The following is a 19,985-nucleotide window of genomic DNA, read 5'->3' as shown; positions in this document are numbered from 1 at the left end:
CAGCCGGTGCTCGCACGAGCGAACCGGGTGATCAGGCCCGACGAATTCCGCGTAGCGGTGCGTCGCGGCCGTCGGATGAGCACGGCACATGCCGTGCTCTATCTGTTCCCGCGCCAGGATGCTGCGCCAACGCGTTTCGGCTTCATCGTGTCGAAGGCGGTCGGCGTGGCTGTCGTCCGCAACCGCGTGCGGCGTCGGCTCCGAGCGATCGCGCGTGAACTGCTGGTCGCTCGTCCGACTGGCACCGATGTGGTGATCCGGGCACTCCCGGGCATCGATGCGCTCGACTGGCAGACCCTTCACGACGAGGTGACGAAGGGCTTCGATCGAGCGGTGGATCGCATGGTGGCGTCGACATGAGTGGTTTGAGTCGCGCAGCTCGCTTCGTGTGGTTGCTGCCGCGGAACGTCTGCATCGGCATCCTGATCGTCTATCGGCGGATCATCTCTCCGCTGTATGGCGATGTGTGCAGGTACTACCCCAGTTGCTCCGCGTACACTCTGCAAGCGATCCAGCAGCACGGCGTGCTCAAGGGATGCTTCCTCGGAGCTCGCCGGATTCTGCGCTGTCACCCGTGGGCAGCCGGGGGCATCGACGATGTGCCGACCCGCGCTGTGCAGCGGTATCGCGTGACGCGATTCGGTTTCGTCTCCACGATGGGCCAAGGAAAGGGCTGACTCTCAACTCATGGACATCATTGGCACGATCCTGTGGCCGATCAAGTGGGTGATCGAGGCCATCCTCGTCGCGTTCCATTGGGCATTCACGCAGATCGGTATGGACCCGGCGGCGGGCATCACCTGGGTGTTCGCGATCGTCGGCCTCGTGCTCGTCGTTCGCGCCCTGCTCATCCCGGTATTCGTGCGACAGATCAAGTCACAGCGCCGGATGCTTGAAGTCGCCCCGCAACTCAAGAAGATCCAGGACAAGTACAAGGGCAAGAAGGACCAGTTCTCTCGCGAAGCGATGTCGCGTGAGACGATGGCGCTCTATCAGAAGGCCGGCACGAACCCGCTGAGCTCCTGTCTGCCGCTGCTGCTTCAGATGCCGATCTTCTTCGGCCTGTTCTCGGTGCTGAATGATGCGACGCACAACAAGGCCGGCGTCGGCCTGCTGAACCTCGATCTCGCGCAGCAGTTCGCGGCATCCACGTTCCTCGGCGCTCCCCTGCGCGACAGCATGTCGACCGCGTCCAACGGCCACGTGGTGTGGGTCGCGATCGTGATGATCGTCGTGATGAGCGCCTCCCAGTTCATCACCCAGCTTCAGATCATGGCGAAGAACCAGTCGCCGGAGATGAAGGAAAGCCCGATGTACAAGCAGCAGCGGATTCTGCTGTACATCCTTCCCTTGGTGTTCGCATTCTCGGGCTTCGCATTCCCGCTGGGCGTGATGTTCTACTGGCTCACCTCGAACTTCTGGACCATGGGTCAGCAGTTCCTCGTGATTCGCAACATGCCGACTCCGGGCAGTGAAGCCGCGCTCGCGCGTGAGGCCCGGTTGGCTCGTAAGCGACAGCGTCGTGGCCAGCCTGAGCAGGAGGAGATCGCCGGAGGCGACGGAGGAACCGTCGTCGTCGACGAACCGCGACGGACCCAGCGTGAGCAGCCCATCGGCAAGAACCGTGCGAAGCAGGCGGGGAAGAAGAAGAAATGACTGATTCGAGCAATTCTCATGACTACTCGACCGATGCTGAGCAGCCCCCGATCGAGGATGAGGTCGCTGCGGAGGCTGTCCACGACGACGCACTCGACGGCGACAGCACCGATGAGGGCGACATCGCTGCCGACTACATCGAGGAACTGCTTGACATCGCCGATTTGGATGGTGACATCGAGATCGAGGTTCGCGGCGACCGCACCTATGTGAGTGTCGTGGCCGAGGACCCGGAATCTGTGCGGTCGTTGTCGTCACCCGATACGGTCGAGGCGCTGCAGGAGCTCACTCGGCTGGCAGTGCAGGCTCGTACCGGTGAGTTCTCCAGGCTGATTCTCGACATCGGCGGTTCTCGCGACGCCCGCGCTTCTGAGCTGCAACGACTAGTCGACCACGCGATCCAGCGGATCGAGGGCGGCGCGGAGTCCGCATCACTCCCCCCGATGTCGAGCTACGAGCGCAAGCTCGTGCACGACTTCGCCGGCGAGCGGGGCTACTCGGCCGAGTCTGAGGGCGAAGGCCGCGACCGGCATAACGTGATTCGCCGAGCGTGACCAGCATGACCGAACAGCTCGAGGCGGAGCCGGCGGCTGCGGCGAAGCTGTTCGGCGACCGAATCGAACTGGCTCGCCAGTTCACGCACGACCTCGCGACGTACGGCGAGGAGCTCGGTCTGATCGGACCGCTGGAGTTGCCCCGGCTGTGGACTCGTCATGTGGTGAACAGCGCGCTTGTTGCGCCGTTGATCTGGACGGGCGCTCGTGTGAGCGACGTCGGTAGCGGCGCCGGGCTTCCGGGGCTGCCGCTCGCGATCGCTCGCCCTGACGCACGATTCATCCTCATCGAACCGATGGAGCGGAGAGTCGAATGGCTCACTGCGGAGGCTGAACGTCTTGGGCTCGAGAACGTGACGGTGCAGCGAGCGCGCGCTGAGGATGTCGTTCTTGACGCACAGGTCGACCAAGCGACCGCCCGCGCTGTCAGCGCGCTCAGCAAGCTGATCCCGTGGACCGCACCGATGGTCCGCGATGGCGGGCAGCTCTTGTTCATGAAGGGCGAGCGCGTGCAGGCAGAGATCGACGCGGCTGCGAAGGCAATCCGCAAGGCGCGTCTCTCCGACATCGAAGTGCTCTTGCTCGGTGAGGAGTACGACACCGAGGTCACCCGGGTGTTCCGGGCGACCGTCGGCTAGTCACTCCCGCCGTTCTGGTAATAACACGCAGTTCCAGCTGTCCCCCGGATGCGCGCGCGGCACTCTGCTCACTCCGGTGCCGGATTCGCCCCTGAAGGGTTGCTTTGCTCGTTTTCGATCTCCTGTCGGGAGAGCGCGGGCGTCCTGGGTCAATCGGTCGCGTCGGCCGCAGGCGCCTGGATCGGTTTCACGTGAAACGTCGCTGTGTTCTCTGCACGTCTCTGCGCCTCAACGACCGCACATGCCGACTTCCGCAGAGATGAGTCGGCACCTGACTTGGGTGTATCAACGCGACACGGGCTGGCCCAAGCAGCGGTTCGATCGAGTCCGCGGTAGCCGATCCGCCGAGCCCGGTCTCCCCGCCGCCGTGCCTACTTGTTCGGTCGCGGCTCGAGCGCGACTGCGCGTGCAGGCTACCCTGCCACAAGAGAGCCGGTGAACTGACTGCCGAGCTGACAACAAGCCTCGCGGCTGCGCACCACTCCATGTACCGGAAGTCGTTCAGCGATCGATCTGCCAGTCCACCAGGCGCTGATCGTGTTTCACGTGAAACAAGAGCGGTGCGGTGTGAGACTGACTTCTTGCAGCCGCCGCCCTGTCCCCCGCCCGGGACATCCTGCTCCGTGGACGCTCTCGTCGCGTCATTCGCCGTGTCTAATGATGTTTCACGTGAAACGCGTCTGGCGTCGTGGTCAGTGCCGCCAATCGCGCGTGGTGCCAGCAGGATGCCGTTGTTTCGCCGGGTGGCAGCGATACTCCGCGCCCCACAACCCGTCACCGGCGAATGTGATCGCCGCGCGGCGCCTCTTGACCTCCAGCAACAGTGAGCGGCCACGCAGCCCGGCTCTCAGCGTTCAGCGCTCAGCGCTCAGGGCATCGTAGTGCTGGCTTTATGGATGACAGGCAGCGCGAATCCCAAACCGGTGAGAGGTGTGCGATGGTGACGAGCGCCGTGCGGGAGATTCGCCGCTGCTACGTGGCCGCAATCGCAGAACACCCACGGCCTGGCTCGAGCGCGCTGATTGATCGGCTGCCGGTGTGCTCGTGAGGATTGGCCAGCGGAGCCTCTCGATGACTTGCTTCTCCGTTGCGGACTAGCCGCCGTCCCCTGGTCAATGCCCGGAAAGAGATCCCAGACTATGGTTTGCGGTCCAGCGGGCGCGAACGGGCGCGACCTTGCGTGGACGATCCGAATCGCACTCCCCTGCACCGATTCGTCCGAGGCGCAGGGAAGTTTCACGTGAAACACCGGGCATCAGATCGCATCGACACTGCGCAGCGGGCTCCGCTCCCCCAGGTTCAGCCGTTACAGTTGTCTGGTCCATGTTGCGTCGGCCCGCGAACGCTGTTTCACGTGAAACTTCCGCGGCCCGTTTCACGTGAAACATCGAGGGGTGAATGCGCTTGGTGAGCAGTTCGTATGACGACTCGACGCCTCTGGCGCGCCAGCTCGCGGAACTGAATCAGCGCCGACAGGCCTTGGCTGAACTTGAACTGCCTCTCCCTCCCCGGGCTCGTGTCTTGACCGTTGCCAACCAAAAGGGTGGCGTTGGAAAGACCACCACGACGGTGAACCTGGCAGCCGCGCTCGCTCGCTCGGGCGCTCGCGTGCTCGTCATCGACCTCGATCCACAAGGAAACGCCTCGACGGCCCTCGGCGTGGACCGCCGGGCGGACATACCGAGCGTCTACGACGTCATCATTGAGGACCAGGCGATCCGGGATGTCGTTCAGGTGAGCCCGGAATCCGACAACCTCTTCTGCGTGCCCTCCACGATCCACCTTGCCGGCGCGGAGATAGAGCTCGTGTCGATGGTCGCTCGGGAGCAGCGGCTGCGCGGGGCACTCACCCGGTTTCTTGACGCGGCCGAAGAGCCGTTCCACTACGTCTTCATCGACTGCCCACCCTCGCTTGGACTGCTCACGATCAACGCATTCGTCGCGGCGAAAGAGGTACTTATCCCCATCCAGTGCGAGTACTACGCACTCGAGGGTCTCAGCCAACTGCTGAACAACATCAGTTTGATCGAGCGCCATTTGAACCCGGAATTGCGCGTATCCACGATCGTTTTGACGATGTTCGATGGGCGCACCAACCTCGCCAATCAAGTAGCCGACGATGTTCGGAGTCACTTCCCGGAAGAGGTTCTCAACACAGTTATCCCCAGGTCCGTCCGGATCTCGGAGGCGCCCAGTTATGGGCAAAGCGTCATCAGTTACGACCCCAACTCCCCCGGCTCTGTCTCGTACCGAGAAGCCGCTGCAGAAATCGCTAACCGTGGAGCACGAACGAATGGCTAAGAGAACTGGTCTCGGTCGAGGCATTGGCGCACTCATCCCTACGGCCGACCAGGCGGACCGCCCGGTCGACGTGTTCTTCCCGCAGTCCGCTCCAACGCCAACCGCGGACGACCTCGTCGCGGTACCGGGGGCTCGGCTAGCGAACCTGAATCCCCTCGACATCGTTCCGAACGCCCAGCAGCCGCGCACTGAGTTCCGCGAAGAAGAACTCGAGGAGCTGCGGGTGTCGATCCGCGAGTTCGGCGTGCTGCAACCGATCGTGGTGCGACCCATCAAGGGCGCGGCGTCAAATGAGCCGCAGTACGAGCTCATCATGGGAGAGCGCCGGCTGCGGGCGACGAAGTCGCTCGGGCTCGCAACGATCCCGGCCATCGTCAAAGACACGGCCGACGATGCGATGCTGCGTGACGCGCTCTTGGAGAACCTGCACCGCGCGCAGCTCAACCCGCTTGAAGAAGCGTCGGCATATCAGCAACTCCTGAGCGACTTCAACATCACGCAGGATGAGCTCGCGAAGCGCATCGGGCGATCGCGACCACAGATCACCAACACCATCCGCCTCTTGCGTTTGCCGGAGCGTGTGCAGCAGAAGGTCGCCGCCGGAGTACTGAGTGCCGGCCACGCTCGCGCCGTGCTGTCGGTTGTCGACCCGGCGGAGATGGAACGCCTCGCCGACAAGATCATCAACGAAGACCTCTCCGTGCGCGCCGCCGAGGCGGCTGCAACCAAGCAGACCAAGACTCGGAAGCCGCGCCCGGTTGCCGGCGGCCGCCAGGGTCACTTGGATGAGATCGCCGAGCGCCTCGGTGACCGGCTCGACACACGCGTCAAGGTGGCGCTCGGAGCCTCCAAGGGAACCATCACGATCGACTTCGCGACGATCGGAGACCTCAATCGCATCCTTGGCGAACTGGGGGAACCTGGATACGGCAGCAACCCGATCGCTGACTAGTCCGGGCAGTCATCGCGAGTGATTGATGCTCCGCGACGACAACCCCGGTTCGGAAAACCCCTGGTCAAGCGGGGAATCTAACACCCAAGGCCGTGCGTTGTCACGGCGTCCGGGCGCGTGAAGCAAGCCCGGAGCGTGATCCGAACGGGGAAAATCAGCCGTTGTCTCGAACCGCAGCCTCTGCGAGTGCGGTGTAGACCCACCCCAGATCGTGGCCGGCGGCTTCGAGAGCGAGCGGAAGCAGACTCGTCTCCGTGAGACCCGGCAAGACGTTGGCCTCAAGGAACCACGGAGTGCCGACGCCGTCGATGATGAAGTCGACACGGGAGATGTGCCGCAGGCCCAGTGCCCGGTGAACGACCAGTGCAGCATCCGCGGTGCGCTGCGCGACCGTTTCGTCGACGCGCGCGGGCGTGAAGAAGCGGGTCTCCCCCGCGTTGTATCGGGCTTCGAAGCTGTAGACGCCACCGCGCGGCACGATCTCAACCATCGGCAGCGCCACCGGTCCGTCACCGGTGTCGATAATCGAGACCGCCACCTCGGTGCCGACGATGCGCTCTTCGATCAACGCGGTCTCGCCATAGTTGTAGGCGTCGACCATGGCGCGCGGAAGACCAGCGCTGTCGTCGACGATTGTGACGCCCTGAGCTGAACCGCCATGGGCCGGCTTCACTACGAGCGGACCATCGAACTGCTCGGCGATGGTTTCGAGAACCCCGACCGCGCCTAACTCACGAAATGCGTCTCGCGTGAGGGTGATCGACGCTGGAGTTCGCACTCCGGCTCGCGCAGCGAGCGTCTTCGCGATCGGCTTCTCCCATGCCAGCCGGGTCGCATCAGCGGTCGAACCGACGAAGGGGATCCCGGTGATCTCCAGCAGAGCACGGAGGGTTCCGTCTTCACCGCTCGCGCCATGGAGGGCCGGCCAGACTACGTCGGGGCGATTACGGTGCAGATACGGCAGCAGCGAGGCATCCGGGTCACGCAATTGAACCGTGAATCCGTGCGCGGTGAGGCTGTCCGCCAGGCGCCGGCCCGACCGGAGCGACACATCGCGCTCATGCGAGATGCCGCCGGCGAGCACGAGTACATTCGAAATCTTGCGATTCATGCGCGATCAGTTGATGTTGGCGGGCGGGTTCACAACGCCGCGGTCGAGGGGCATCACTGCGGGCGTCGACTGCATGAACGTGTCGAGCAGCGCGCGCTCGGCGTTGATCACCGTCGAGAGCCGACGCACGCCTTCGCGGATGAAATCGGGCTTGGGGTAGCAGAACGAGAGGCGGATGTTGTGCCGCCCATTGCCGTCTGCGTAGAACCCGGTTCCTGGGGTGTAGGCGACCAGTTCTTTCACCGCGCGGGGCAGCATCGACTGCGAGTCCAGGTGCTCCGGAAGCGTGAGCCACACGAAGAAGCCGCCATTGGGTACCGTCCAGCTCATCTCGGGCAAGAAGTCGTCAAGCGCTTCGAGCATCGCATCGCGACGCTCGCGGTACATCACGCGGAACGTGTCGATCTGGCCCTTCCAATCGGCCGCGTTGAGGTACTCGGTGATCACGCTCTGCGAGAAGGTGCTGGGTGAGAGCACCGCCGACTCGTTGGCAAGCACGAGCTTCTCCTTGATCCCGTGCGGGGCCAGTGCCCAGCCGACCCGGAATCCCGGTGCAAAGGTCTTGGAGAACGAACCGAGGTAGACGATCCCCTCCTCCTCGACCGAGCGCATTGCGTGCGGCGCCGGCTGATCGAAGTACAGCAGCCCGTACGGGTTGTCTTCGATGATGAGGATGCCGTGGGCACGCGCGATCTCGATGATCCGCAGTCTGCGCTCCCAGCTCAGCGTCACCCCGGCAGGGTTCTGGAAGTTCGGGATCAAGTACAAGAGCTTGATTCTGCGGCCCTCGGCCTTGAGGGCGGTGATCGCTTCCAGGAGCAGTTCCGGAATCATGCCCTCGGCATCCATGCCCACATGCCGCACTTGCGCTTGGTACGACTTGAAGACCCCGAGCGCACCGACGTAGCTGGGCGCTTCGGCGAGCACGACGTCGCCTGGGTTCAAGAAGATCTTGCTGACCAGATCGAGCGCTTGCTGCGATCCGGTGGTGACCACGACATCGTCGATCGAGCCGCGAATGCCCTCGGTGCGCATCACCTCGAGGATGTGCTCCCGCACCTCCGGTGTTCCCTGGCCTGAGCCGTACTGCAGGGCGACCGGACCCTGGTCGCGCATGACGCGTTCGAGTGCGCCGGTCACCAGTTCATCGGGAAGCGCCGAGACGTACGGCATCCCACCGGCCAACGACACGACCTCGGGGCGCGAGGCCACGGCGAAGAGGGCTCGGACCGCTGAGGCGCTCAGACCGGCGGTGCGGTCGGCGTAATTGTCATACCAGGGGTCGAGGTTGGTCCCGCCGGGGGATCCCTGCTTCGTCATGCGCTTCCACTCTCTTCGCGTGCAGACCAGGATACGCCGCCAGAATCAGCGAACCCGCCCGGGCCGGAGCCGGGCGGGTTCGCTGATGCGCTGAGCGGCGTCAGGGTCGTCGTTCAGCCGATGAACTCGGCGAGGTCGGCCTCGAGCGCATGCTTGGGCTTCGCGCCGATCACCGTCTTCACCACCTCACCGCCGCGGAACACCTTGAGCGCGGGGATCGAGGTGATCTGGTACTTCATGGCCGTCTGCGGGTTCTCGTCGACATTGAGCTTCACGATCTCGAGCTTCTCGCCGTGCTCTGCGGCGATCTGGTCGAGGATCGGCGAGACCATGCGGCACGGTCCGCACCACTCGGCCCAGAAGTCGACGAGCACGGGCTTCTGGGCGTCGAGCACGTCGCTCTGGAACGAGCTGTCGGTCACTGCCTTGGCGGTCATGTTCACTCCTATCGGTTCACAACTAGTGGTTCGAGCACAGGATGCCGGATGGCTACGCCTGCGCCGGCTGACGGTCGGCGATCGATGCGAGGTAGTGCTCCGCGTCGAGAGCCGCGACCGTGCCTGAGCCGGCCGCCGTGACGGCCTGCCGGTAGGTCGGGTCGACGACGTCGCCCGCGGCGAAGACGCCGGGGAGGTTCGTGCGGCTCGAGCGGTCCTCGACGGCGATGGTGCCTGCATCCGTCAATTCGAGCTGGCCGTGCACCAGGTGCGTGCGAGGGTCTGCACCGATCGCGACGAAGAGCCCCTCGATCGGCAGCGTCGACACCGTGCCGTCGACGGTGTCGAGCAGCTCCACGCCGTTGATGAGCGCGTCGCCGGTCACGCGAGTGACTTCCTTGTTCCAGATGAACTCGATCTTGGGATTGGCGAACGCGCGGTCCTGCATCGTCTTCGAGGCACGCAGCGAGTCGCGGCGGTGGATCACGTAGACCTTGCTCGCGAACTTCGTGAGGAAGGTCGCCTCTTCCATGGCGGAGTCGCCGCCGCCGACAACCGCGATCGTCTTCTCCTTGAAGAAGAACCCGTCGCACGTCGCGCACCACGAGACTCCGGTGCCGCTGAAGGTGTCTTCGCCGGGCACGCCGAGCTTGCGGTACGCGGAGCCCGTGGCGATGATCACGGAGTGAGCCTGGTAGGTCTCGCCGCTTGCGACCGTCACCGACTTCACGTCGCTCGTCAAGTCGACCGAGACGACGTCGTCGTACATCACCTCAGCGCCGAACCGCTCAGCCTGCTCCTGGAACTTGGCCATCAGGTCGGGGCCGAGAATGCCCTCAGGGAACCCGGGGTAGTTCTCGACATCCGTCGTCTTCATGAGTTCGCCGCCCGGTTCGACGGAGCTGGCGATGACGAGGGGTGCCAGATTGGCGCGGGCGGCATAGATGGCGGCGGTGTACCCGGCGGGGCCTGAACCGATGATGATGACGTGGCGCACTGCGCACCTTTCGTTGACTGGTGACCGGTACAACGAATCCTAACGGCGCGGTATTCCGCAGAGCCGAGCAAGCGTCGCCTCGCGGAAGCGGCCTGCGGTGGCCGTGGGCTCGTGGCGAGGTCGATGAAGGCGAGTGCTGTCGGGCGTCAGAGGGTTCGACGTTGCGCAAGAAGTGGGCATTCGAAGGGGTCCCGTTCCCCAAGGCCCACGCGATTGATGTACGCCACGACGGTGCGGTACGAACTGATCAACCCGACGGACGTGTACGGGATACCTCGCTCGCGGCAATACTCGGCGACGATGTGAGCAGCTCTTCGTAGATGCGGTCTCGGCATTGATGGGAAGAGGTGGTGCTCGATCTGATAGTTCAATCCGCCCATCGCGACGTCGAGAAGCCGGCTCCCTCGGATATTGCGGCTCGTCAGCACCTGGCGACGCAGGAAGTCGAGCGTCGCATCCTTGCTGACGATAGGCATCCCCTTGTGGTTGGGCGCGAATGATGCGCCCATGTAGAAGCCGAACACGCCGAGTTGCACCGCGAGGAAGGCGACGGCCACGCCCGGCGACAGAACCAGGAAGACCAGAACACCGAAACCGATCAGTCTGACCGCGAGGAGAGTGATCTCGACCCAACGGCGCTCAACCCGATCGCGAGCGAGGACGCGCCGCACGCTCGACGCATGGAGCGAGAGTCCCTCGAGCGGCAGTATCGGGAAGAAGAACGCGCCTTGGTGGGCGACGACCCACCGCATGAGCCGATTCTTGATCCTGCCGGCCCGCTCAGCAGTCACAGCGATGACCGGTAATTCGATGTCCGGATCCTCACCCACTTTGTTCGGGTTGGCGTGATGGCGCGTGTGCTTATGGCGCCACCATCCGTAGCTCATGCCGATGAACAGGTCGCCGATGATGAGACTTGCCCAATCGTTCGCCTTGCCAGACACGAAGATCTGTCTGTGCGCGGCGTCATGGCCGAGAAAGGCGACCTGCGCGAAGAGGATGCCGAACACAACGGCAGTGAGGAGTTGCCACCAGGTGTCGCCGATCATGACGAATACCACGATGGTGCCGATGATCAGGAGCGGGATGCCGATCAGCTTCGTCCAGTAGTAGCCGTACCGGCGACGCATCAAGCCTGCTTCTCGAATCATCTGGGCGAGGGCTGTGAAGTCGCTGTTCCCCTTGCCGGCATACGGCCTACTCGTTGCCCCGCGCTCGAGATGGTTCGGGTGTCGGCGGATTCCTCGGCTCGGGTTCGACACGTTGACCTCCTTGTCCCTGCTCACCAGCGTGACGCCGTGGCTACGGGATGTGCAGGCGTTGGGAGACATCCACAGGATGTCGCAAGCTTCGGACGGGCGAATCCCGGCCGGCGAGCGGGTGAAGTACGCGTTGTCGAGAGCGCCTAGCGACGACGGAGGCGGGCGACGACGGGCCGCATGAACTCGAGCAGTTCGCGGTTGCGCATGAGCAGGAGCAGAACGGCGTAGATGAGCGCCATGACCGTGCCGGCGAGCACCATCACGGCTCCGGCTTCGAACACGCCGGAGACCGCGAATCCCCCTTCCTGGAACCCGCCGAGCAGCCAGACGATGAGCGCGCCGGCTGCAGCGGCGGGAAGCATCGCGACCGTGTAGCGCACATGCTCGCGCACGATCGTGCCGCTCTGGCCACCGGTGCCGAGCTTGCGTCGCAGCAGTACCCACGCGAGCGCGGTCTGCAGCGTTCCGGCGATCGTGACAGTGACGGCGACACCGATCGCGATGCGGTCGAGCGGCAACTGTGCGACCACCAGCATCCCGAGCACGAAGACCACGGCCTGCGCAGCCTGCACGAGGAACGGCGTTCGTGTGTCTTCCAACGCATAGAAGGTGCGCTGGAGCACGAACAGCATGCTGAACGGCACGAGCCCGAGCAGGTAGGCGATAAGCACGAGCGCCATCGCTTCGATCTCTTTGAACCCGCCACCGAACACGGCGGCGAAGGGGTAGGCGATCGCGATGAGCCCAAGGCTCGAGAACACCATGATCAGCCCTGTGGTGCGAAGGGATGCCGCGACATCCGCGCGCAGGGAGACGAAGTCGCCGTCGCGCGCATGCGTGCTCATGCGGGTGAAGTACGCCGTCACGATCGACACCGTCGCGATGCCGTGGGGAAGCATGAAGATGAGCCAGGCGAAGCGAAGCACCGCCAGAGATGCCTCGCCCGTGCCGGCAGCCAGTGAGGCCACATTGCTTTGCACGATGCCGGCCAACTGCGTGATGAGGATCATGCCGAACACCCACGCGGCCGACTTGCCCGTCTGCCGCAGCCCAACGCCGCGCCAGCGGAAGTCGAGACGAAAGCGCAGCCCGGCCCTTTTCCAGAACGCGAAGAGCACCACCGCTTGGGCTGCCACGCCGAGCGTCGCGCTGCCGCTGATGAGCACAACGCGGTCAGTCGTCCAGGTCTCGACCGACTGGTGGTCGGGCGCGGTGCCGTAGAGCATGGCGAACAGCAGGATGCCGGTGATCGCCACGACGTTGTTGAGCACCGGCGCCCAGGTGAACGGGCCGAACACGCTGCGGCCGTTGAGCACTTCGCCGAGCAGGCTGTACAGGGCGTAGAAGAAGACCTGCGGCAAGCACCAGTACGCGAACGCCACCGCGAGCCCGAACTGCGCCTGCGAGAGTCCGTCTCCCATGCCCTCGCCCGACTGCGCGTAGAGGCGCACGAGCAGGGGCGCAGCGAGCGTGGCGATCACGCCGATCACCGCGAAGATCACAAGGCCCAGCGTCACCAAACGGTTGACGTACGCCGCTCCCCCATCGGCGTGCAGCCCGGCCCGCACGATCTGCGGAACCAGCACCGCGCTGAGCACGCCGCCGGCGACGATCGCGTAGATGTTGTTCGGCAGCTGGTTCGCCAGCGTGAAGAGGTCGGCACCGTCGCCGACCGTGCCGAGCGTCGTCGCGAGCAGGAATGCGCTGACGAAGCCGAGCACGCGAGACACGAGCGTGCCCGACGCGAGCAGCGCGCTCGACCGGCGAATGCTCGGGGTCCCTCCGCCCGCCTCAGTCATCGGCCTCCTCAGTCGCTCGTCGGCGCTTCAGCACGGTGCGTGCGATTCCGATTATGAACACGAGCACGACGACGGATGCCGCGATGACGGTGCCCGCGGTCTCCCAGCCCGCCTGCACGTTGACGCGCACGAACACCGGCGAGCCCAGCGGCACCCCCGTGGTCGACGTCAGCGTGAGCTCGACCATGACAGCGCCGTTCGCGATCGACTGCACCGGCACCGGCACATTGCGCGTCGATGCCGGTTCGACCACCACCACGGTGCGTTGCTGCTCGACCGCGAGCCCCGCCGTGAGGGCCCTCACATCGAGCACCACTTCGACGGCCTGGCCGAGTTCGTTCCGCACATTGATCGGCAGTTCGGTGCGGTCGGCGAGCACGAGGATCTGGCCGCGCTCGACCACCTCGACCGAATCGACGATGCTGCGGTTCTCCGCCATGAACTGGTCGACGACGGCCTCCCAGCCGCTCGCATTCATGCGCCATGACTGGCTGAGCGTTCCGAGCAGCGCGAGCCGTCGGGCGTCGACGATCGCGGCGGTGTCGACCGCGGCAGTGGCGAACGCGGCGACCTGGCGCTCGCTGGCGACCATGCCGCTGATCGCAGCGATGCGATCGGCGCTCTGGGGTCGCTCGGCGACGCTCGCGCTGGGGATGCTGTCACCCGTGTTCACCGCGCTGAGCGCCGTTGGAGTCACCCAGGGCAGACCGGCGAGCACGTTCAGCGTGTCGGCGAGCCGCTGCGGCGCGGCCGACGATTCGCGGTCGAGCGCGGCGATCACCGGGCTCGTGCGCGAACCGGCCTCGATCGCCAGCGCCGCTGCCAGGTGCGCGGCTGACTCGTTCCACTCCGCCGGTGTACCGGCCTCGAGGGTGGTGTCGAGCATCGACGTGATCCGGTCGTCGCTCACGAGGGCAATGCCGCCACCGATACGTGCGACGGGGGTGCGATCAACGGCCTCGACGTTCGAAGAGGAGAGCAGGATGCGGTCACTGCCGCTCTCAGTGAGCGTCTGGGCGTCGCTCGGCGTGACGGTGTCGGCAGCGGGCCACCAGACGGCGCCGAGGCTGGCGGGCACCGAGAGCAGCTCCTCCGTCGTGGGCAGCGCCGGGGTGTCCTGTCCGCTGTCCGGGGGCGAGCCGGGCTCCGTCGGCTGATCCGGTTCGGTGGTCGGCTCGGCGGTGCCGAAGTTGGCGGGGTCGAGGGCGAAGCCGGTGGGTTGCAGCAACGGCACCCCGGCCTGCAGCATCGCCGCGGCATCCGCATCCGCGTACATGAGTGCGAAGGTGTCGTTCGTCAGCGCTTCGAGACGCTGCAGCCAGTCCGTCGCCGACTGGGGCGCCTGGGTTCCGAGCGCCCTGATGGACGCCGCGACCATGGGATCGATGCCGAGTGCCACCGACCGGCCCGCCATCGCGTCGAGGCGCTCAGCCAGCAATCCGCCGGGCGACGTGAGCAGCGCCAGTTCGTCAGCGGTCAGGAGCGCCCCGGTCGGCTCCGGGATGGTGATCGGGGTGACCAGCGAGAGGCCGACCCGCGACCCGAGCTCGTCGGGCTTCCACACGATGGCGGTGCGAGTGCTCGAGATGCGCTCGGATGCCGAAGCGACGACCACAGCGACCGGGTACACGCCCGGCCGAGCCTCGTCGAGCAGGATCGTCTCGGGTTCGGTCACCACTGCGAGCCGAGACGTGGATCGCGGAGCGATCGAGATCGGCGAGGTGGCGGTCAGCGTGTCGAGGTCGCGATCCAGCGCTGAATCCTCACCGGTGAGCCACTGGTCGAGGGCCTCCGCGTTGGTGATGGGCTCACGCTGCAGTTGGAGCTCCACCGTCACCGCCTCGAGCTCTGCCGAGCCGGGGTTGGTGAGCGCCACATCGACACGAAGCGGGGCGCTCGGTCGCAGCAGTGCGCTCGTTGTGGGGGCGGCCGTGACCGTGATCGACGCGGCCTCTTCGGCGATCGAAGCCGACGGGAGCACGAGCACGCCGGCCAGGCCCACCACAAGCGCGAGCAAGGCGCGCAGGAGCGTCAAGGGCACAGGCCGACCCCGCTCTCAGGCTCGGCCGACATGGTGAGAAGTCTAGACTCAAGGGCTATGGAGAGCGCCGCTGCAGCGATCAGCCGGTTGCACGAACTCACGGCATCCCCACCGATATCGAGGCTGTCGGCCGAGTTCGAGGCAGCCGGCTTCGAGCTCTCCCTCGTCGGCGGACCGGTGCGCGACGCGTTTCTCGGGCGGCCGGTCAAAGACCTCGACTTCACCACCGACGCGACGCCCGACGAGATCCTCCGCATCGTCAAGCCGATCGCCGACGCTCACTGGGACATCGGCCGCCAGTTCGGCACGATCGGCGCGCGGATCCTTGGCGAGACGGTCGAGATCACCACGTACCGCAGTGACGCGTATGACGGACTCACCCGCAAGCCCGAGGTGCAGTTCGGCACCGATCTCGAAGGCGACCTCACTCGCCGCGACTTCTCGGTGAACGCCATGGCGTTGCGTCTTCCGCAGCGGGTGCTCGTCGACCCCGCGGGCGGCATCGAAGACCTGCTCGCACAGTCGTTGCGCACGCCCTCGCAGCCGGAGGTGTCGTTCGGCGATGACCCGCTCCGCATGATGCGTGCGGCTCGGTTCGCGGCGCAGCTGGGCTTCGATATCGACGACGCCACCTTCGAGGCGATGCGTGCCATGGCCGAGCGCATCGACATGGTGAGCGCCGAGCGCGTCTCAGACGAGTTGACCAAGCTGATGCTGACGGAAGAGCCCGGAAAGGGCATCCGGCTGCTGGTCGACTCGGGCCTTGCGGCCCACGTGCTCCCCGAGGTTCCCGCCTTGCGCCTCGAGATCGACGAGCACGCGCATCACAAAGATGTCTACGAGCACAGCCTCACGGTGCTCGCACAGGCCATCGACCTCGAGGCCGCTCGAGGACACGAGCCTGACCTCGTGCTACGCCTCGCGGCGCTGCTGCACGACGTGGGAAAGCCCAAGACTCGCCGCATCGACGCCTCCGGCGCAGTCAGCTTCCACCACCACGACGTGGTCGGGTCGAAGCTGACGGCGAAGCGCCTGCACGCGCTGCGCTTCGACAAGGAGACGATCAGCGCAGTGTCACGGCTGGTCGAGCTGCACCTGCGGTTCTTCGGGTATTCGGAGGGCGCCTGGACCGACTCGGCTGTTCGACGTTATGTGCGGGATGCCGGTGATCTGCTCGAGCGCCTCCACATCCTCACGCGCGCCGACGTCACGACCCGCAACAAGCGCAAGGCGGCCAGGCTGCGCACTGCCTATGACGATCTCGAGCGCCGCATCGAGGAGCTCTCGGAAGCCGAGGAGCTCGCCTCGATCCGACCCGAGCTCGACGGGCAGCAGATCATGCAGTTGCTCGAGTTGAAGCCCGGACCGCAGGTGGGCGAGGCGTACCGGTTCCTGCTCGACCTGCGCCTCGACGAGGGCGAGCTCGGTCGCGAGGAGGTCGAGCGCCGCCTGGTCGAGTGGTGGCGACACCGCTAGCCGTGACTACTGCCCGACGGCATCCTTCGCTTCGTCGATGAAGTGCTCGAGCAGCTCACGCGCGATGTGGTCCGGGTGCTGCACGGGCGGCGACTTCATGAAGTATGCGGATGCCGCCTCCACTGGTCCGCCCACGCCGCGGTCGAGAGCCAGCTTCGCCGCGCGCACCGCGTCGATGACGACGCCGGCTGAGTTCGGTGAGTCCCACACCTCGAGCTTGTACTCGAGGCTCGTCGGCGCATTGCCGAAGCCGTGGCCCTCCAGCCGCACATAGGCGAACTTGCGGTCTTCGAGCCACGGCACGTGGTCGCTGGGCCCGATGTGCACATCGTCAGCCGGAAGGTCGACGTCGATGTTGCTCGTCACCGCGCGCGTCTTCGAGACCTTCTTCGACTCGAGTCGCTCGCGCTCGAGCATGTTCTTGAAGTCCATGTTGCCGCCGACGTTCAACTGGTAGGTGCGGTCGAGCACGATGCCCCGCTCCTGGAACAGCCGTGCGAGCACCCGGTGAGTGATGGTGGCGCCGAGCTGGCTCTTGATGTCGTCGCCGACGATCGGAACCCCGGCGTCGGTGAACTTCTGCGCCCAGACAGGGTCGCTCGCGATGAAGACGGGGAGGGCGTTCACAAACGCCACCCCGGCGTCGATCGCTGCTTGAGCGTAGAACTTCGCCGCTTCCTCCGATCCGACGGGGAGGTAGCACACGAGCACGTCGGTGCCGCTGTCGCGCAGGGCCTGCGCCACGTCGACCGGCTCAGCATCCGACTCGAGGACGGCGTCGCGGTAGTAGTGGCCGAGCCCGTCGAGCGTCGGACCGCGCTGCACGGTCACCCCAGTCGGCGCGACCGCCGAGAAGCGGAGCGTGTTGTTGGGGCGAGCCAGGATCGCGTCTGCGAGGTCGAGTCCGACCTTGCCGGCATCGACATCGAACGCCGCGCTGAACCGGATGTCGCGAATCGAGTACTGGCCGAACCGCGTGTGCATGAGCCCCGGGATGACTTCGTCGTCTGCGGCATCCGCATAGAACGAGACGCCCTGGACGAGCGAACTGGCACAGTTTCCGACACCGACGATCGCGACGTTGATGGGCATGACGCTCTGAGCACACTCCTTGAAAGCACAGGTGGAACCTGACTACACTAGGCAGGTTGTCTGCGGCCCGATGCCGCAAGACGCAAGATGCACAACCCTCCTGCTGCAGAACGACTGCAGCCGCTGAGTCCAGAGGAGGTGGGTTAGTGACGCATCAGTACGAACTCATGGTGATCCTCGATCCAGAGATCGATGAGCGCACCGTGGCTCCCAGCCTAGACAAGTTCCTCAACGTCATTCGCAATGACGGTGGAACGATCGACAACGTCGACATCTGGGGCCGTCGCCGTCTCGCCTACGAGATCAACAAGAAGAGCGAAGGCATCTACGCCGTCGTCAACATGACCGCCAGCAGCGAGTCGGTGGTCGAGCTCGACCGTCAGCTCAAGCTGAGCGAAGCCGTCATGCGCACCAAGGTGCTCCGCGCCGAGGAAGCGATCGCGCGCGTCGCGGCCGCTGCGAAGCTCGCCGATGAGAAGGCCGCCCGCAAGGCGACTTCGGCGAAGGCGAAGGCCGAGTAGCCGATGGCCGGGGAGACCGTCATCACGGTGGTCGGCAACCTCACTGCCGACCCTGAGCTGCGGTACACGCAGTCGGGCCTCGCGGTGGCGAACTTCACCATCGCCTCGACGCCGCGCACGTTCGACCGTCAGGCGAACGAGTGGAAAGACGGCGAAGCCCTCTTCCTGCGTGCGAGCGTCTGGCGTGAATTCGCCGAGCACGTGGCGGGATCGCTCACCAAGGGCATGCGAGTCATCGCGCAGGGGCGGCTTCGTCAGCGTTCCTACGAGACCCGTGAGGGCGAGAAGCGCACGACGATCGAGCTCGAGATCGACGAGATCGGCCCGTCGCTGCGTTACGCCACGGCACAGGTGACGCGCACCTCCGGTGGTGGCGGCGGCAACCGCTCGCAGGTCACCGAGGACGCATGGGCGCCGAGCGCGCCCGCCTCTTCCGGCGGCGACGTGTGGAACACGCCCGGCGGCGGCTACAACGACGATGTTCCGTTCTGATCGGCCTGCTGCCGTCGGAACGATCGAGATTCATTAAAGGAAGCAATCAATGGCTGGAAAGAGCAGCGGCGATCGCCGCAAGGGCGGCCGCGGAGCCAAGGGCGGGAAGAACGCCGCTCCGGCGAAGTCGATCCGCGTCGGCGTCATCGACTACAAGGATGTCGCCACCCTCCGCAAGTTCATCTCAGAGCGTGGGAAGATCCGCGCTCGCCGTATCACCGGTGTCTCCGTGCAGGAGCAGCGCCTCATCGCCCGCGCAGTGAAGAACGCGCGCGAGATGGCTCTGCTGCCGTACTCGGGCTCGGGCCGCTAAGGAGTACGACATGTCGAAGCTGATTCTGACGCACGAGGTGACCGGTCTCGGCACCCCCGGCGATGTCGTCGAGGTCAAGAACGGGTACGCCCGCAACTACCTCATCCCCCAGGGCTTCGCGGTTGCGTGGACCCGTGGTGGCGAGAAGCAGGTCGAGTCGATCAAGGCTGCCCGCGCGGCGCGCGAGCTCGCCACGATCGAAGAGGTCAACGACCTCAAGGCCAAGATCGAGGCCAAGCGTGTGCGCCTGACCGTCAAGGCCGGCGCTGAGGGCCGCCTCTTCGGTTCGGTGAAGACCGCTGACATCGCTGCTGCCGTGGAGGCCGAGGGCATCGGTTCCATCGACAAGCGCAAGGTGCAGATCCCCACCCCGATCAAGACGGTGGGCGATCACGAGGCGATCGTGAACCTTCGCGAGGACGTCGTGGCGACGATCTCGCTGCAGGTGGTCGCGGCGAAGAAGTAGGCGCGTTTCGTACGCCCCTGACGGCGGCGGTTCCTTCGGGAGCCGCCGCCGTTCGTCATTTCGGACCTCGGAGCCGACCCGTCGGCCCCGAGGGCTTTCACAGGATGGTTACAGCGTGGTGACTTGCGAACCCCGCACGGAACGACGTATGGCCAATAGCGTTTCGGGGACGCCTGTGTCAAGCGTTCTTCCGAGATTTCTACACAGGCGATGCTCACACTTTCAAACCCTCAACCAAGACTCTAAACAATCTTGTTCACACATGCTGTGCGAAACAAAATGCCTGGTCAGCCCCGGTGTAGCTGCGAGATGCGAAGTGTGCTCCACAGAGTTATCAACAGACGGCACAGAGTTGTCCCCGAGTCTCGCGGCGAGTCTCCACATAGTTATCCACAGGCAGGGTTGAGTAGATGGCTCTCCGGTTTCTAGGGTGAGCAATCGAGTGTGCGCATCGGCTGCCTCTCAGGTTGCGGCGCCCAATCCGATCGGGGTCCGGGATCGCGATGTCGGCGGCAACCGCTATGAACGGTGCTGTCGCAATGCACGGCACGGTCGGA

General features: G+C 65.2%; 20 protein-coding genes. 12 read left to right on the top strand and 8 right to left on the bottom strand.

The window, feature by feature from the left end; translation table 11 throughout:
• Positions 1–6: 6 nt before the first annotated feature.
• The 7 genes from rnpA (at position 7) to ABV606_RS06060 (ending at position 6,101) form a co-directional block, all read left to right on the top strand.
• On the top strand, positions 7–360 hold the full coding sequence (gene rnpA, locus ABV606_RS06090; protein ID WP_353987071.1) for a ribonuclease P protein component: 354 nt from the start codon (positions 7–9) through the stop codon (positions 358–360).
• Between the two features lie 5 nt (positions 361–365).
• Positions 366–677 (top strand): membrane protein insertion efficiency factor YidD, encoded by a 312-nt coding sequence (gene yidD / locus ABV606_RS06085; RefSeq protein WP_422785378.1) that lies wholly within the window; start codon positions 366–368, stop codon positions 675–677.
• 10 nt (positions 678–687) lie between these two features.
• A complete protein-coding gene (gene yidC, locus ABV606_RS06080) occupies positions 688–1,656 on the top strand; it encodes a membrane protein insertase YidC (RefSeq protein ID WP_281488901.1) in 969 nt (322 codons plus the stop codon).
• Positions 1,653–2,210 carry a protein jag gene (locus tag ABV606_RS06075; RefSeq protein WP_353987070.1) on the top strand — a complete coding sequence of 186 codons (558 nt, stop codon included), beginning with the start codon at positions 1,653–1,655 and terminating at the stop codon, positions 2,208–2,210. Before yidC ends, ABV606_RS06075 begins: the two co-directional genes overlap by 4 nt.
• A gap of 5 nt (positions 2,211–2,215) precedes the next feature.
• Entirely contained in the window at positions 2,216–2,848 is a 633-nt protein-coding gene (gene rsmG, locus ABV606_RS06070) for a 16S rRNA (guanine(527)-N(7))-methyltransferase RsmG (RefSeq protein WP_353987069.1), read from the top strand.
• Positions 2,849–4,246: 1,398 nt separating this feature from the next.
• Entirely contained in the window at positions 4,247–5,149 is a 903-nt protein-coding gene (locus ABV606_RS06065) for a ParA family protein (protein WP_281488898.1), read from the top strand.
• Positions 5,142–6,101 carry a ParB/RepB/Spo0J family partition protein gene (locus tag ABV606_RS06060; RefSeq protein ID WP_281488897.1) on the top strand — a complete coding sequence of 320 codons (960 nt, stop codon included), beginning with the start codon at positions 5,142–5,144 and terminating at the stop codon, positions 6,099–6,101. Before ABV606_RS06065 ends, ABV606_RS06060 begins: the two co-directional genes overlap by 8 nt.
• A 154-nt stretch (positions 6,102–6,255) precedes the next feature.
• Here the strand turns inward: ABV606_RS06060 and ABV606_RS06055 are convergent, their stop codons facing one another.
• From ABV606_RS06055 to ABV606_RS06025, 7 genes are all read right to left on the bottom strand, one after another.
• Entirely contained in the window at positions 6,256–7,212 is a 957-nt protein-coding gene (locus tag ABV606_RS06055) for a D-alanine--D-alanine ligase family protein (protein WP_353987068.1), read from the bottom strand.
• 6 nt (positions 7,213–7,218) lie between these two features.
• On the bottom strand, positions 7,219–8,532 hold the full coding sequence (locus tag ABV606_RS06050; protein WP_353988742.1) for a PLP-dependent aminotransferase family protein: 1,314 nt from the start codon (positions 8,530–8,532) through the stop codon (positions 7,219–7,221).
• A 113-nt stretch (positions 8,533–8,645) separates the two neighbouring features.
• Positions 8,646–8,969, bottom strand: a complete 324-nt coding sequence (trxA, locus tag ABV606_RS06045) for a thioredoxin (protein ID WP_353988741.1) — start codon at positions 8,967–8,969, stop codon at positions 8,646–8,648.
• Between the two features lie 52 nt (positions 8,970–9,021).
• Positions 9,022–9,966: a thioredoxin-disulfide reductase gene (gene trxB / locus ABV606_RS06040; protein ID WP_353988740.1), complete on the bottom strand. Its 945-nt coding sequence runs from the start codon at positions 9,964–9,966 to the stop codon at positions 9,022–9,024.
• 146 nt (positions 9,967–10,112) lie between these two features.
• Positions 10,113–11,117 carry a fatty acid desaturase family protein gene (locus ABV606_RS06035; protein WP_353988788.1) on the bottom strand — a complete coding sequence of 335 codons (1,005 nt, stop codon included), beginning with the start codon at positions 11,115–11,117 and terminating at the stop codon, positions 10,113–10,115.
• A gap of 254 nt (positions 11,118–11,371) precedes the next feature.
• Positions 11,372–13,027, bottom strand: coding sequence for a murein biosynthesis integral membrane protein MurJ (murJ, locus tag ABV606_RS06030; RefSeq protein WP_353988739.1), 1,656 nt, complete (start codon positions 13,025–13,027; stop codon positions 11,372–11,374).
• The gene (locus tag ABV606_RS06025) at positions 13,020–15,062 is read right to left on the bottom strand and encodes a DUF6049 family protein (protein ID WP_353988738.1); all 2,043 of its coding nucleotides are present in this window, start codon (positions 15,060–15,062) and stop codon (positions 13,020–13,022) included. The genes murJ and ABV606_RS06025 overlap by 8 nt, the downstream gene beginning before the upstream one ends.
• A gap of 63 nt (positions 15,063–15,125) precedes the next feature.
• On the opposite strand from ABV606_RS06025, the gene ABV606_RS06020 reads away from it, so the two are divergent.
• The gene (locus ABV606_RS06020) at positions 15,126–16,544 is read left to right on the top strand and encodes a CCA tRNA nucleotidyltransferase (protein WP_281488890.1); all 1,419 of its coding nucleotides are present in this window, start codon (positions 15,126–15,128) and stop codon (positions 16,542–16,544) included.
• Positions 16,545–16,550: 6 nt separating this feature from the next.
• On the opposite strand, the gene ABV606_RS06015 is transcribed toward ABV606_RS06020, so the two are convergent.
• Positions 16,551–17,636 carry an inositol-3-phosphate synthase gene (locus ABV606_RS06015; protein WP_353988737.1) on the bottom strand — a complete coding sequence of 362 codons (1,086 nt, stop codon included), beginning with the start codon at positions 17,634–17,636 and terminating at the stop codon, positions 16,551–16,553.
• A 146-nt stretch (positions 17,637–17,782) separates the two neighbouring features.
• On the opposite strand from ABV606_RS06015, the gene rpsF reads away from it, so the two are divergent.
• From rpsF to rplI, 4 genes are read left to right on the top strand one after another with little or no spacing between them, the layout of a single operon-like run.
• A complete protein-coding gene (rpsF, locus tag ABV606_RS06010) occupies positions 17,783–18,157 on the top strand; it encodes a 30S ribosomal protein S6 (RefSeq protein ID WP_281488888.1) in 375 nt (124 codons plus the stop codon).
• 3 nt (positions 18,158–18,160) lie between these two features.
• Positions 18,161–18,649 (top strand): single-stranded DNA-binding protein, encoded by a 489-nt coding sequence (locus ABV606_RS06005; RefSeq protein WP_281488887.1) that lies wholly within the window; start codon positions 18,161–18,163, stop codon positions 18,647–18,649.
• A 49-nt stretch (positions 18,650–18,698) separates the two neighbouring features.
• On the top strand, positions 18,699–18,962 hold the full coding sequence (rpsR, locus tag ABV606_RS06000; RefSeq protein ID WP_281488886.1) for a 30S ribosomal protein S18: 264 nt from the start codon (positions 18,699–18,701) through the stop codon (positions 18,960–18,962).
• Positions 18,963–18,972: 10 nt separating this feature from the next.
• Positions 18,973–19,428: a 50S ribosomal protein L9 gene (gene rplI / locus ABV606_RS05995; RefSeq protein WP_353988736.1), complete on the top strand. Its 456-nt coding sequence runs from the start codon at positions 18,973–18,975 to the stop codon at positions 19,426–19,428.
• Positions 19,429–19,985 lie beyond the last annotated feature (557 nt).

Source organism: Ruicaihuangia caeni (assembly GCF_040536845.1).
In the GTDB taxonomy this organism is placed as follows: Bacteria; Actinomycetota; Actinomycetes; order Actinomycetales; family Microbacteriaceae; genus Ruicaihuangia; species Ruicaihuangia caeni.
The sequence above is the reverse complement of the archived record's forward strand: the minus strand, read 5'-3'. Positions and strand labels throughout refer to the sequence as shown.

What these genes read in the sequence shown, in the direction of transcription:
- yidC (WP_281488901.1), top strand. Translation starts at nt 688, where the DNA reads ATGGACATCATTGGCACGATCCTGTGGCCGATCAAGTGGGTGATCGAG.
- ABV606_RS06075 (WP_353987070.1), top strand. Translation starts at nt 1,653, where the DNA reads ATGACTGATTCGAGCAATTCTCATGACTACTCGACCGATGCTGAGCAG.
- rsmG (WP_353987069.1), top strand. Translation starts at nt 2,216, where the DNA reads ATGACCGAACAGCTCGAGGCGGAGCCGGCGGCTGCGGCGAAGCTGTTC.
- ABV606_RS06065 (WP_281488898.1), top strand. Translation starts at nt 4,247, where the DNA reads ATGCGCTTGGTGAGCAGTTCGTATGACGACTCGACGCCTCTGGCGCGC.
- ABV606_RS06060 (WP_281488897.1), top strand. Translation starts at nt 5,142, where the DNA reads ATGGCTAAGAGAACTGGTCTCGGTCGAGGCATTGGCGCACTCATCCCT.
- ABV606_RS06055 (WP_353987068.1), bottom strand. Translation starts at nt 7,212, where the DNA reads ATGAATCGCAAGATTTCGAATGTACTCGTGCTCGCCGGCGGCATCTCG.
- ABV606_RS06050 (WP_353988742.1), bottom strand. Translation starts at nt 8,532, where the DNA reads ATGACGAAGCAGGGATCCCCCGGCGGGACCAACCTCGACCCCTGGTAT.
- trxA (WP_353988741.1), bottom strand. Translation starts at nt 8,969, where the DNA reads ATGACCGCCAAGGCAGTGACCGACAGCTCGTTCCAGAGCGACGTGCTC.
- ABV606_RS06035 (WP_353988788.1), bottom strand. Translation starts at nt 11,117, where the DNA reads ATGATTCGAGAAGCAGGCTTGATGCGTCGCCGGTACGGCTACTACTGG.
- murJ (WP_353988739.1), bottom strand. Translation starts at nt 13,027, where the DNA reads ATGACTGAGGCGGGCGGAGGGACCCCGAGCATTCGCCGGTCGAGCGCG.
- ABV606_RS06020 (WP_281488890.1), top strand. Translation starts at nt 15,126, where the DNA reads ATGGAGAGCGCCGCTGCAGCGATCAGCCGGTTGCACGAACTCACGGCA.
- ABV606_RS06015 (WP_353988737.1), bottom strand. Translation starts at nt 17,636, where the DNA reads ATGCCCATCAACGTCGCGATCGTCGGTGTCGGAAACTGTGCCAGTTCG.
- ABV606_RS06005 (WP_281488887.1), top strand. Translation starts at nt 18,161, where the DNA reads ATGGCCGGGGAGACCGTCATCACGGTGGTCGGCAACCTCACTGCCGAC.
- rpsR (WP_281488886.1), top strand. Translation starts at nt 18,699, where the DNA reads ATGGCTGGAAAGAGCAGCGGCGATCGCCGCAAGGGCGGCCGCGGAGCC.
- rplI (WP_353988736.1), top strand. Translation starts at nt 18,973, where the DNA reads ATGTCGAAGCTGATTCTGACGCACGAGGTGACCGGTCTCGGCACCCCC.